The sequence below is a fragment of the Halalkalibacterium ligniniphilum genome, assembly GCF_000334155.1.
Lineage (GTDB): Bacteria > Bacillota > Bacilli > Bacillales > Bacillaceae_D > Halalkalibacterium > Halalkalibacterium ligniniphilum.
Genome location: NZ_ANNK01000070.1, coordinates 1 through 13,124 on the forward strand (window position 1 = coordinate 1; position 13,124 = coordinate 13,124).

The following is a 13,124-nucleotide window of genomic DNA, read 5'->3' on the forward strand; positions in this document are numbered from 1 at the left end:
CCGGCGGATATTTACTTTTTGAAACGGAAAGTCGCGCTAGCTTAAAACATGACGTATCTGTTAAAAATGATGTCGGAATATATGATATAGTTAGAAAAAAACCAAAATGAATAGGAGAAGCATGTGGGTACGTTTCGACAACTACCGATTCGTTGGAAAATAACAGGTCTAGCCTTTGGCATTGTTGCCTTTGCTTTAATGATGATTGGGATTATTATTCTCGGCTATATGTCCGATGTAAAAGAGGAAGAGCTCTCACAGCGAGCGATGATTACTGCAAATCTTGTCGCTCAAAATGAGTTGGTACAAGAGCATCTTGTTGATGACATTGAAAATGCTTCAGCTAAACTACAGCCACTTGTGGAGCGGCTTCGTGTTATTCACAGTCATGACTACATCGTTCTCTTAAATAGAGATCGTATTCGGGTGACCCATCCGAACCCTGAACGAATAAATACCCCTTTTGTTGGTGGAGATGCGGACGCCGCTTTTGCAGAGCATGTCTATATCTCAAAAGCGAAAGCGGATGATGTAAGGACGGTTCGTGCGTTTGCTCCTGTACTTAATCAGGATCGAGAGCAAATTGGGGTTGTCGTTGTCGGGAATGTTTTGCCAACATTGACAGAGCTTATGCTTGAATACCGTCAACCTGCTTTTTTAATTGTCACCCTGATCACCTTATTTGGATTTTGGGGGTCATGGCTGTTAGCAAGTCATATTAAAAAGCAGACGTTTGAAATGGAGCCTAATGAGCTTGCCCGTCTCCTCGTTGAACGGAACGCAACCTTCAATGCAATTCACGAAGGTGTCGTGGCCATTGATGAAAATGAAAAAATAACGGTCATGAATGAGGCAGCGAAAGCGATGCTAAATGTGGAGGGTGATGTAATTGGGAAAAGAATTCATGAGGTGATTCCAGACACGCGACTGCCAGAAGTTTTAGCGCTAGGAGAGCCCCTGTACCAGCGAGAATTTTATATTCAAAACCGACCGATTTTAAGCAACCGTATTCCGATTCGAGTCGGTGAAAGAACGGTTGGAGCGGTTGCGCTTTTTCAAGATAAGTCAGAGGTTGACCGACTGGCACAGGAATTAACGGGTGTTCAGGCGTTTGTTGATGCCCTAAGGGTACAGAATCATGAGTACTCGAACAAGCTTCATACAATCGCAGGGCTCATTCAGCTCGATCAAGGAAAAAAAGCGCTTGATTACATTTTTGATGTGGATGAAGAGTACGGAGGCCTTTCAAGGGTTGTTATGCAAAAAATTCATGACGATAGCATCGCGGGTTTGTTGTTAGGAAAAGTGAGCCGCGGGAAAGAGCTAGGGATAAAAGTGTCGATAAACAAAGCAAGTGAGTTTATTAACTACCCTGAAGGTGTATCCACCCATGATCTTGTTGTGATTATCGGAAACTTAATTGATAATAGCTTTGATGCGCTGGCAACGTTTGAGCGTTCTGCAAAACGGGTCTATGTTACGATTCAAGAAAAAGAGGAGGTTCTCCATTTAGAGGTATCAGACAATGGCGATGGAATTCCTGAAGATGTGAGAAAGAAAATGTTTACGCGGGGTTTTTCGACAAAATCAACAAATGGTCGTGGAATTGGCTTGTTTCTGATTCACTCAATTGTCGATAGGGTGGATGGAAGCATTGAAGTGATAAGTGACGAAGGAGAAGGAACAACGTTTGTAATTCTACTGCCGATGAGAAGGAGGATAGGAAATGGAACAGAATATCATTCACGTTTTACTGATTGAAGATGATCCAATGGTTCAGGAAGTAAATCGAATGTTTATTGAAAAGGTAGAGGGGTTTTCAGTTAAGGGAATTGCATCAACGGGTGACGAAGGGTTGGAGAAATTAATGGAGCTTTCACCTGATTTAATTCTTCTCGATATTTATATGCCAAAGCAGGATGGACTTTCCCTCATTCAAGAAATTCGTGAGCGAAACATTGATGTCGATATCATTGCAGTGACAGCGGCCAATGATACGAAAACGGTTAAAGCGTTGCTTCGCGCAGGGGTTGTCGATTACATTGTAAAGCCGTTTACCTTTGAGCGTCTCGAAACGGCCCTTAGTCAGTACCGAGATATGCATCATGGGCTTAAGGAGGATGCTCCAATCTCTCAGGACAAGTTTGATGAGATGATAAAATTGAAGCAGCAAGCACGAGGAAGAGAGTTGCCAAAAGGACTTCATGGTCATACGCTAAATCAGGTGCTTGAGTGCTTAAAAGAAATGGAGCAACCAAGATCAGCTGAGGAAATTGGCGCCGCTGCTGGACTCGCCCGTGTCACTGTGCGCCGCTACTTAAACTACTTAGAATCGATCGGGGAAGTAGACATGCACTTAAGCTATGGTACGATTGGTCGACCGATTCAAACGTATGTGCTAAAGAGACGAGGTATGAGGACATGAAGGGTCTCATTACCACAATATCCTTTCTAGTCTTAGGAGCCTTTGCTGCCATTTATATTGGCTTTGGCTTTGAACGTTCAGAAGATGACTATGCCATTGATGAGGAGCTAGATGGAATTAATGAAAAAATCGTTCTTATCTTCAGTCATGTTGTGGCAGAGAACACACCAAAGGGACTAGCGGCAAGCCGCTTTGCCAATCTCGTTCGCGAAAAGACCGATGGCTGGGTTGAGGTGCAAGTGTTTCCCAACGGCCTTCTGTATGAAGCACAGGAGGAGTTTGACGCATTAAAAGAAAATGAGGTTCATTTGATTGCCCCAGCTTTATCGGAGGTTACCGTTCATGATCCCAACTGGATGATTATGGACATGCCCTATTTATTTAAGGATGAAGCCATGGTTCGTGCTGCTTTTGATGGGGAGGTTGGTGAGATTCTCTTTGAAAGCCTCTCAAATCAAGGCTTTCATGGCCTCACATTTTGGGATAACGGCTTCAAGCAATTTACGAACAATGTTCGTCCGATTCGAAAGCCAGAGGATGTAGAAAACTTAAGCATGCGTGTGATGCCAAGTGAAGCCCTTATTGATACGTATCAGTATTTAGGTGCGTCCGCCCATGTCTATTCATTTAATGAGGTGTATGAGATTCTGTCAGGAGGGACGGTTGACGGGACAGAAAATACGTTGTCGAATATTTTTTCAAAAGGATTTTACCGCCAACAGGAATATATGACGGTCAGCAATCACAGCTATTTAGGCTATGCGGTTCTCATGAATGAGTCATTTTGGGATACAATTCCTGCCGAGCATCAGCAAAGCATTGAAGAGGCGATGAAGGAAACAACGGAATGGTTGCGAAACCATTCTACTCAATTAAACAAAGAGATGCTAAAAAAGCTGGAAGACAGTGAAAAAATCGTCATTCATGAACTGACTGAAGAAGAGCGGCGAGCGTGGCAGGAGCACTTTGCTCCTTTGTATGAAAAATACGAGGAGCAGATCGGGAACGAGCTTTTTGAAAAGGTACGGCAACTAGAGAAGGCCTCTTAGTGGAAGCCTTCTTTTTTGTTGTTTTGGTTGTGAAATCTTTAGAAGCTCTATAGTAGTTGAAGGCTTTTACTTAGGATCGGATGTTTAGTTGTTTAAAAAACAAAGGGGAGATATGATCTTGCTAAATACTTTTTGTCACTGATAATGAGGATAATTTTTCCACTTATATAGAAACATATATTCGTATATAATAGGAACAAATGTTCTTAGAGGTGTGGAAATGAAGAAAAAAGTGATCTTTATGGTGGACATGGAATCGTTTTATGCATCAGTTGAAAAAGCAAAAGACCCAACCCTTGAAGGGAAGCCGTTGCTTGTATCAGGAGATCCGGCAAGACGTTCAGGGGTGATTTTAGCAGCCTGTCCGACAGCGAAGAAGCGTGGTGTTAAAAATGGCGAGCGCTTATGGGAAGCGCAGCAGAAGTGCCCGGATGCAACAGTGGTCCGCCCGCATATGCAAGATTACCTCGAGGTGTCGATTAAGATTACGGACATTCTTGAACGGTATACGGATTTGGTGGAACCTTTTTCTGTAGACGAGCAGTTTATGGATATCACGAATAGCCAAAGGCTCTTCGGAAAGCCGGAGGAGATAGCAAAAAAGATCCAGAAGGACATTTGGTTTGAAACGAAGGTACGGGCACGAATCGGGATCGGTGAAAACAAAGTGCTTGCGAAAATGGCCTGTGATCACTTTGCGAAGAAAAACGAATCGGGTGTGTTTTGGCTAGAGAAAGAGAAGCTTGCCACCTACCTATGGCCTCTCCCGGTTGAAGCGATGTTTGGAGTTGGTGGACGAATGGGCACTCATTTACGGAATAAAGGGATTCGGACGATTGGGCAGCTTGCTAATGCCTCCGTCGATGCCTTGAAGAAAAGATGGGGCATTAACGGGCAAGTGTTATGGATGACAGCCAATGGAATTGATTTTTCACCTGTGACGACGAACACTCACGCTGCCCAAAAAGCGATTGGCCATGGAATGACTTTACCGAGAGATTATAAGACGATCCGTGATATTAAAATCGTCCTTCTTGAACTATGTGAGGAGGTTTGCAAGCGAGCACGAGCTTCTCAGGTGATGGGAAGTACAATCACCGTCAGTGTTGCTGGTGCAAACTATGAGATACCGACAGGATTTCATCGTCAGCAAAAGCTCCCCTATAGCACAAACATTACAATGGAAGTCTATCAGTACGCATGTGAGCTCTTTGAACGCTTTTGGGACGGGAAACCCGTTCGACGGCTCAGTGTCAGCCTTTCCCAGCTAACAAGCGATCACGTCTGGCAGCTAAGCTTTTTTGATCATCGAGATCGCCTGCACCGACTCGGTTACACGATGGATGCGATTAAGGAAAAATACGGCGATGTGTCAATTGTCAGAGCCGTTTCCTTGCTTGAAGCGAGCCAAGCAAAAGAGCGGGCAGTGAAAATCGGAGGTCATTACAAATAAGTCATTCATCTTTAGTGCCATTCTCATAAAAAAAGACGACGCTTTTATAAAGAAAGAGAGGGAGTCATTTCTCCTCTCTCAATTATTTCGAGAAAAATCCTCTTAAAGCAAACGCCACATTTTGAGGACGTTCCGCCAAACGTCTCATAAAATAGCCAAACCAATCGATCCCGAAAGGAACATAGACACGCATCTGATAGCCTTCTTTGACGAGTTCCTCCTGCAAATTTACTCGAAATCCGTACAGCATCTGGAATTCAAATTGGGAGCAAGGAATCTTGTTTTCTTTCGTATATTTCTTCACTCGCTCAATAATACGATGGTCATGAGTAGCAATCGCCGTATAGGCACCACTGCTCAGATGGAGCTTAATCAATGAAAAGAAATTTTCGTCAATGTCTTTCTTTTGCTGCATCGCTACATTTGCTGACTCCTTATAGGCTCCTTTCACAAGACGAAGAGGAACCCCTGCTAATGCTTGGACATCTTCTTCCGCACGATACAAATAGGCTTGAATCACGGTACCGATATTTGAATATGTTTTGCGCAATTCTGCCAAAATATCAAGCGTTTGTTGGCAGTGAGAGTAGTCTTCCATATCAATTCGCACAAAAATATCAAGGGATGAAGCCGTTTTCATAATTCGTTGCATGTTTTCCAAGCAAAAGCGATCATCGATGCCTAGTCCGAGCTGTGTTAGCTTCAAAGAAAGATTGCAATTGACGCCTGTTTGAGCGATCTGCTCCAATGTACGAATGCAATAGTCAGTAGCCTCTATCGCTTCTTGTCTGGAGTTTACAAATTCGCCTAAATGATCTAACGTGCAGAATAAACCTTTTTGATTGAGATCATTGACACGGGCAATGGCCTCTTCGATGGTAGTGCCTGCCACGACTTGAGAAGCACCAAGCTTTAATCCCCATTTTTTCGCTAGCTGATTCATCGTCCGGTTATGAGATAAAAACGTAAAAAATGATTTTAACGGCTGCTGTAGAACCATCATAAAAAACCTCCACTCACGTTATTTACTCATTAACTATTGCAATAATCATGCCAACATTTTTCGCGAGAAACGGTGTCGAAAAGAAAAGAAGTGTAGATTTGTTTGACAATTTCGTATAAAGTAAATGTCAACTAGACAACTTTGTAAACCTACTCGAAAATTATGAAGAATGAGAGGTGCAAAAAACGTGATGCAAGATGCCCGCTTACAGGAAATTGCCTTACCCGTAGAAGGGTTGTTGAATGAGGAGGAAATGGTTGTTTATTCGAATACGGCAGAGTTGAAAGAAGTCGATGTAGGCATCCAAAAAAATCTTTTGTTGAAAAATGACCAAGGGGAGCAGACTGGCTGGATTCCTTACACAACTTTTGTTGAACAATTAATGTCTAAGTATCAAGCCCTTTCTTCGTTTGTTCAAGCCTTTCTTGCCACTGCTGATGATGCGATCACGGTTGTGAATGAGAAAGGAGAAATTATTGCTTGGAATAAACGGTCAGAAGAAATGTATGCGTTAAAAGCAGAAGATGTCCTGAAGAAGCCGATCACGAATTTTTTTAAAAAAGAAGCGGTGATGCTCATGTCGGCCATTACGGAAGGAACAAGCATCACGAAGCAATACAATCAGCCCAAGCCAAATATCCACGTGCTTATCACAGCGCTCCCTGTTTACTTAAACCACAACATTATTGGTGGAATCTCCATTGAACGTGACATTAGTGAATTAGTGAAGCTGAACAACGAGCTCTCCACAACAACGGCGTACTTACATGATTTAGAACACAACGTCAGCCACGAAAAAAACAGGTCGCCGTTTCAAAAAATCAAAGGACGCAGTTCCACATTGCAGCAAGCGCTCACCCTTGCGAAAAAAGTTGCCGCCACCGATGCCCCTGTCTTAATTACAGGTGAGAGCGGTGTTGGTAAGGAGTTGTTTGCTGAAGGCATTCATTTAGCGAGCAAGCGAGCCAATAAACCATTTGTCGCCATTAACTGTGGCGCGATACCAGCCTCATTGTTTGAGAGTGAGCTTTTCGGATATGAGCAAGGAGCCTTTACAGGAGCAGTAAAGGGAGGGAAGAAGGGGAAGTTCGATGCTGCTAAGGAAGGAACGATTTTTCTTGATGAAATTGGCGAAATGCCTCTTGAGCTTCAAGTAAAGCTACTTAGAGTCTTGCAGGAAAAAACGTTTTACCGTGTCGGTGGTGCCCAGCCGATTCCAATTGATGTACGGATCGTAGCCGCAACCAATCGAACGTTAGAAAAGATGGTGGAAGAAGGCTCCTTTCGAGAAGATCTTTACTACCGTTTGCACGTCATCTCGATTTCGATTCCGCCGCTACGCGAGCGGAACGAAGACATCCCTGAGTTAATTCAACTGTTTTTAAAAGAGTTTTCGTTAAAATATGCGAAGCCAATCCCGAAAATGGAGCCTGAGGTGATGTATGCCCTTCTTACGTACAGATGGCCTGGAAACATCCGCCAGCTGCGAAATATAATTGAGCGAATTGTCATTCTTGGTGGAGATGAAAACGAGGTGATTAAGCTGCATCATTTGCCAGAGGGCTTTTCTACGTTCACGTCTGCAAAGGAAAAAACACCTCCTCCTGTAGATGAAAAGATGAAGATGGGGAAACGAATGCCTGCTCAGGATGAAGCGGGTCAAATTCAAGCAGCATTAAGCAAGACCTATGGAAACAAATCAGCAGCTGCGAAACTTTTAGGTGTATCGCGAGCAACTCTTTACAATAAAATGAAAAAATATGGACTTACTTAGTAGAGCGCATATTGTCTCCTTTTTCTTACAACATTGTTTAATCAATCATTGAAATGTAGACTCCAAATAAACACTAGTGTTTAAATAGTAGGGCATTTTTCAGAAATCGTTGGTAAGCGTTGTTGGCATAATTATTGCATTTATTATTTATGAATTCTAATAATTTAAATAACTATAGGAGGGGGAGCATATGTATAGCATACCTTTTGCAACCTTGTTTTTACTTTTTGTACCAATGGGTGCCATTCTCATTTTATCGGCGCTAACTTTATTTAAAGGAAGGGAGTGAGTCTGTTGAATGATGCGACACTGATTACCTTTATTGTTTATCTAGTGGGGATGATGGTTGTTGGGATTATTGCTTATCGTGTGACAAAGGACTTATCTGATTATGTTTTAGGTGGCCGCCGCCTTGGCGGAACCGTAGCGGCGCTAAGTGCGGGTGCGTCCGATATGAGTAGCTGGTTATTGCTTGGCTTGCCAGGTGCAATCTATCTCGGAGGAATGGGGGAAATTTGGATTGCTGTTGGTCTCTCCATTGGTGCTTTTTTAAACTGGCAATTTATGGCATCTCGTCTTCGCAAGTATACAGAAGTGGCGAAAGACTCGATTACACTGCCTGATTTCTTTGAAAATCGATTTCATGATCAATCGAGAATGCTGCGTGTCGTCTCTGCCCTTGTCATCCTCGTCTTCTTTGCATTTTATACGTCATCTGGACTTGTTGGCGGAGCTCTGTTGTTTGAAGCATCCTTTGGAATGAGCTACACGCAAGCCCTTTGGGTTGGTGCTGTTGTTATCATCTCCTACACCTTCCTCGGTGGGTTTCTAGCCGTTAGCTGGACCGATGTGTTTCAAGGAACGATGATGTTTTTGGCCCTTATCATTATTCCGATTGTAGCCATTAGGGAAGTGGGCGGATGGGGTGAAGCGATTGATACGATAGGAAGCATTGACCCTTCTTACCTTGATGCGTTTCAAGGTGCAACCTTTATCGGCGTGGTTTCCTTACTTGCTTGGGGACTTGGTTATTTTGGTCAACCGCATATTATTGTTCGATTTATGGCGGTAAAGTCTTTAAATGAAATTCCAAAAGCGCGGTTTATCGGGATGTCCTGGATGATTCTATCCCTATTTGGTGCAATTTTCACTGGCTTTTTCGCGATCGCTTACTTCTCGGCAAATGGTCCTGGTGGCGCGCCACTACCTGACGGAGGACATGAAACAGCCTTTATTTTGTTCTCGCAATTGCTATTCAACCCATGGGTTGCCGGCTTTTTACTTGCTGCAATTTTGGCAGCGATTATGAGTACAATCGATTCGCAGCTGCTCGTTTCATCAAGTGCCTTAGCTGAGGATTTTTACAAAGGCTTATTGCGGAAGAATGCCTCACCAAAAGAGCTTATATGGGTGGGACGAATCGGTGTTCTTGTTATTTCGTTGATTGCCATTGGTCTTGCTTATAATCCGGAAAGTAGTGTGTTAGATCTTGTCAGCTATGCCTGGGCAGGGTTTGGAGCAGCTTTTGGCCCTGTCTTGCTGCTTGCGCTGTTTTGGAAGCGAATGACACGAAATGGTGCCCTTGCTGGGATGATCGTCGGTGGAATAACGGTAGTTGTATGGGCAGAGCTCGATCGGTGGTTTAATCTCACAGCTGAACAGTACCCGATTCTAGGACTCTACGAAATTGTTCCAGGCTTTATTCTTGCTGGGATTGCGATCATTGTTGTAAGTCTTATCGATAAAGAGCCTTCCAAAGAAATTCAAGAGGAATTTGAACAGGCGAAAACACCGATTATATAAGCTCAAAGAGAGGCTGGGACAAAAGAGTTTTTATTGATGAGAAATGCGAACGTCATGATCGTTGCTGCATAGCAATCGCTTCGGAACTATCCTCCGCTAAGGTTGTGCATTGTTCGCATTTTCAATCGTACACGTTCGGTTATGTCCGAGACCCGTTTTACGAAAAATATTAATCAATATCATGACGGTCTTGCCGAGTTTTTAAGTGAAGCGATGAAATGGTATCGTGAACAAAACAGATAAAAGCAACCCTCGCGTGTAAAAGCGCGGGGGTTGCTTCCTTTAAGCGAATGGGAAAGGATAACATTCCGTGTTCGTACCTAACACATAAGGAACGAACAGTGGTCTTCTTTGGGCTTGATGAAAGCCAATTGTACTAATACATTTCAGAAACGGTCTTTGCCTGCATGTGAAGCGGAAGGTAATCAGGTCCGCCAGCTTTAGAGTCGGTTCCGGACATTTTAAAGCCACCAAATGGATGATAGCCAACAATGGCACCCGTGCAATTGCGGTTAAAGTATAGGTTTCCAACATGGAAATCTCGCTTTGCTTGTTCAATGTGGTCACGGTTGTTTGTAATCACTGCACCTGTTAAACCGTACTCTGTGTTGTTGGCAATTTCTAACGCATGATTAAAATTCTTCGCTTTACTAAAGGCGACAACAGGACCGAAAATTTCTTCCTGCATGATCACAGCATCTGGAGCTAGATCTGCGATAATAGTTGGTTCAATAAAAAAGCCTTTTGAATCATCACCTTTTCCGCCGGTCATAAGACGTCCTTCGTTTTTGCCTATGTCAATGTAAGACATGATTTTGTCGTAGGCTTTTTGATCAATCACAGGACCCATATAGGTTTCGTTCGTCTTTGGCTCACCAACAGAAAGCTCATTTGTCAGTTCCACCGCTCGAGCAAGCACTTCGTCATAAACATCCTCATGTACGACAGCGCGAGACCCTGCAGAGCATTTTTGACCTGAAAAACCGAAGGCAGAAACGACAATGGATTGGGCAGCTAATTCAAGATCAGCATCCTTGTCTACAACGACGGTATCTTTTCCGCCCATTTCAACAATGACACGCTTTAAATGCATTTGTCCCTTATGAACAACGGCAGCACGCTCGTATAAACGAACGCCAACATCTCGGGAGCCTGTGAATGTGATGATGCTTGTTTTTGGATGGTCCACAAGGTAGTCGCCAACCTCGGCACCGCTTCCTGGAACATAATTAACGACCCCTTTTGGAAGACCAGCTTGCTCGAGCACCTCAACAAACTTTGCAGCAACGACAGGCGTTGTACTAGCTGGCTTTAACACAACGGTATTTCCTGTAACAATGGGAGCCACGGTCGTCCCCGCCATAATCGCAAAGGCGAAATTCCATGGAGAAATCGTCACCGTCACGCCAATCGGGGTATAAAAATAACGATTATGCTCACCTTCACGGCTATTCACAGGTTTTCCATCTTTTAATTCAATCATCTGCCTTGCATAATATTCCATAAAATCAATTGCTTCCGCTGTATCAGCATCTGCTTCCTTCCACGGCTTCCCAGCTTCCTTTACGAGCCATGCAGAAAACTCATGCTTGCGCCGACGAACGATCGCAGCAGCTCGGACAAGAATGTTTGCCCGCTCTTCTGGGTTCACGTTACGCCATCTTTTAAATGCTTCGTCTGCCGCTTCAATCGCTTTTTCTGCGATTTCTCGGTTTGCTTTCGAAACGGTGCCGATCACTTCTTCCTTATTTGATGGGTTGACCGAGACAATTTTGTCCTCAGTTGTTATTCTTTCCCCATTCACAATCAGCGGGTACGCTTGATTCAACTCTTTTTCAACTTGGCATAGGGCGCTTTCAAACGCTTTGCGATTCGTTTCGACTGAAAAATCTGTAAACGGCTCATGCTTGTATGGTGTTAACATCGTTCATCCCTCCATTGAATAAATTGTCACTTAATTATTAATGCAAAATTTGTGCCAACTAAAAAATCCTTTCCATGCAGGGAGAGAAGAAGGAATGTGAAAGAAAACAGGGTCTAATTAAACAAAGCTGTAAAAATAAACAAAGAACGTATAAACATTAGACACTTTTGTCTTAGTTCAAAGTTATAATCAAAAAAAGAGACTACCAAAAGCGGTAGCCTCTAGTATAAGGATATTCTGTTGGAGATGCTTTTTAGCTATTTCGTATACGCAACAGCCGTAACCCATTAAGCATGACAAGGAGGGTTGCTCCCATGTCAGCAAAAATGGCAATCCAAAGCGTTAGCCAGCCTGGAATGACGAGAAGGAGCGCGATGATTTTTAAGGCAAGTGATAAGGCCACATTCTGCTTAATAATCGTCAGCGTCTTTTTACTAAGTCGTATCGTGAAGGGAAGCTTAGACATGTCATCCTTCATCAACACAATATCTGCCGTCTCTAAAGCCGCATCTGTTCCGGCACCGCCCATGGCGATTCCAACATTGGCGGCAGCAAGGGCTGGTGCGTCGTTCACACCATCACCAACCATTGCCACCTCTCTTCCTTCACTTACGAGTTTCTTAATTTGAGCGAGCTTATCAGACGGGAGCAGATCACCTTTTGCAGTCATGATGCCAAGCTGAGCGCCTAGAAGATCGGCTGATTTCTGATGATCCCCTGTGAGTAGTAGGGTTTGCCGAATTCCAAGATCATGTAGGTGCTGCATGAACGTAGAGCTGCTTTCACGCACTTGATCTGCTAGAGAGAGCATGCCGAGAATCGCAGCATCATTTGCGAGCAGCACAACCGTCTTTCCTTCATTTCGTTTTTTGTCGATGGCTTTTACGATCTCTTGAGTAAGAGAAAGGTACTGCTCGATAAAGGAAGGACTGCCAATATAGTATGTCGTTTCATTGATTTCACCAGATACGCCACGTCCAGTCTCCGAATGAAAGTGAGCAACCTCAAGGAAAGGTGCTTTTTGCTCGTGTCCAAAGCGGACAATCGCTTTTGCGAGCGGATGCTGGGAGCCTTGTTCAAGCGAAGCTGCATAGGAAAGGAGAGAAACTTCTGGCTCAGCACCAAAGGAGGTGACATCAGTTACTGTCGGTTCTCCTTTTGTTAATGTCCCTGTTTTATCAAAGGCGACTGTATCAAGTCGCGCCGCCGCTTCAAGATGGGCACCACCTTTTATCAAAACCCCTTTTCTTGCCGCGCTTCCAATTGCCGTTACAATCGACACTGGTGTTGAAATGACGAGAGCACAAGGACAGCCAACGACAAGAACAGCGAGCCCTTGATACACCCAAACACTCCATTCTCCTTGAAACAATAACGGTGGAACGGTCGCAACAGCTAAGGCGATCAAAATAATAAGTGGGGTGTACAGGGCAGCAAAACGATCAATAAACGCCTGAGAAGGGGCTTTTTCAGATTGAGCTTCCTCGACAAGGTGAATCATTTTTGCGAGTGTTGAGTCCTCATATGCTTTTGTGACGGTAATTTCCAGGAGACCGTCCTCATTTAACGAACCTGCAAATACATGATCGCCTTCTTTTTTCGTTACAGGCATGGATTCTCCGGTAATCATCGCTTCGTTTACTGCCGCGATCCCTTTATGAACGACACCATCCATGGCAAGCTTTTCACCTGG

Annotated in this window: 10 protein-coding genes; 7 read left to right on the forward strand and 3 right to left on the reverse strand. The window is 43.9% G+C overall.

Going from position 1 to position 13,124, the window contains the following annotated elements; genetic code table 11:
- The first annotated feature begins 123 nt into the window (after nucleotides 1-123).
- The 4 genes from BLT_RS21550 (at nucleotide 124) to BLT_RS0106880 (ending at nucleotide 4,927) form a co-directional block, all read left to right on the forward strand.
- Nucleotides 124-1,761 (forward strand): ATP-binding protein, encoded by a 1,638-nt coding sequence (locus tag BLT_RS21550; protein WP_017727045.1) that lies wholly within the window; start codon nucleotides 124-126, stop codon nucleotides 1,759-1,761.
- The gene (locus tag BLT_RS0106870; protein ID WP_017727046.1) at nucleotides 1,727-2,425 is read left to right on the forward strand and encodes a response regulator; all 699 of its coding nucleotides are present in this window, start codon (nucleotides 1,727-1,729) and stop codon (nucleotides 2,423-2,425) included. Before BLT_RS21550 ends, BLT_RS0106870 begins: the two co-directional genes overlap by 35 nt.
- Nucleotides 2,422-3,474 (forward strand): TRAP transporter substrate-binding protein, encoded by a 1,053-nt coding sequence (locus tag BLT_RS0106875; RefSeq protein WP_017727047.1) that lies wholly within the window; start codon nucleotides 2,422-2,424, stop codon nucleotides 3,472-3,474. Before BLT_RS0106870 ends, BLT_RS0106875 begins: the two co-directional genes overlap by 4 nt.
- A gap of 220 nt (nucleotides 3,475-3,694) precedes the next feature.
- Nucleotides 3,695-4,927: a DNA polymerase IV gene (locus BLT_RS0106880; protein ID WP_017727048.1), complete on the forward strand. Its 1,233-nt coding sequence runs from the start codon at nucleotides 3,695-3,697 to the stop codon at nucleotides 4,925-4,927.
- A gap of 82 nt (nucleotides 4,928-5,009) precedes the next feature.
- On the opposite strand, the gene BLT_RS0106885 is transcribed toward BLT_RS0106880, so the two are convergent.
- On the reverse strand, nucleotides 5,010-5,927 hold the full coding sequence (locus BLT_RS0106885; protein WP_394295504.1) for a proline dehydrogenase family protein: 918 nt from the start codon (nucleotides 5,925-5,927) through the stop codon (nucleotides 5,010-5,012).
- 193 nt (nucleotides 5,928-6,120) lie between these two features.
- Between BLT_RS0106885 and BLT_RS0106890 the strand changes: the two genes are divergently transcribed.
- The 3 genes from BLT_RS0106890 (at nucleotide 6,121) to BLT_RS23655 (ending at nucleotide 9,750) form a co-directional block, all read left to right on the forward strand.
- Entirely contained in the window at nucleotides 6,121-7,704 is a 1,584-nt protein-coding gene (locus BLT_RS0106890) for a sigma-54 interaction domain-containing protein (protein ID WP_152414298.1), read from the forward strand.
- Nucleotides 7,705-7,998: 294 nt separating this feature from the next.
- Nucleotides 7,999-9,507 (forward strand): sodium/proline symporter PutP, encoded by a 1,509-nt coding sequence (putP, locus tag BLT_RS0106900; RefSeq protein ID WP_017727052.1) that lies wholly within the window; start codon nucleotides 7,999-8,001, stop codon nucleotides 9,505-9,507.
- Nucleotides 9,508-9,648: 141 nt separating this feature from the next.
- Nucleotides 9,649-9,750 (forward strand): TipAS antibiotic-recognition domain-containing protein, encoded by a 102-nt coding sequence (locus BLT_RS23655; protein WP_152414296.1) that lies wholly within the window; start codon nucleotides 9,649-9,651, stop codon nucleotides 9,748-9,750.
- A gap of 133 nt (nucleotides 9,751-9,883) precedes the next feature.
- Here the strand turns inward: BLT_RS23655 and pruA are convergent, their stop codons facing one another.
- On the reverse strand, nucleotides 9,884-11,431 hold the full coding sequence (pruA, locus tag BLT_RS0106905) for an L-glutamate gamma-semialdehyde dehydrogenase (RefSeq protein ID WP_017727053.1): 1,548 nt from the start codon (nucleotides 11,429-11,431) through the stop codon (nucleotides 9,884-9,886).
- Nucleotides 11,432-11,684: 253 nt separating this feature from the next.
- Nucleotides 11,685-13,124 (reverse strand): heavy metal translocating P-type ATPase (locus tag BLT_RS0106910; protein ID WP_017727054.1); only part of this gene is annotated, 1,440 nt, incomplete at its 5' end.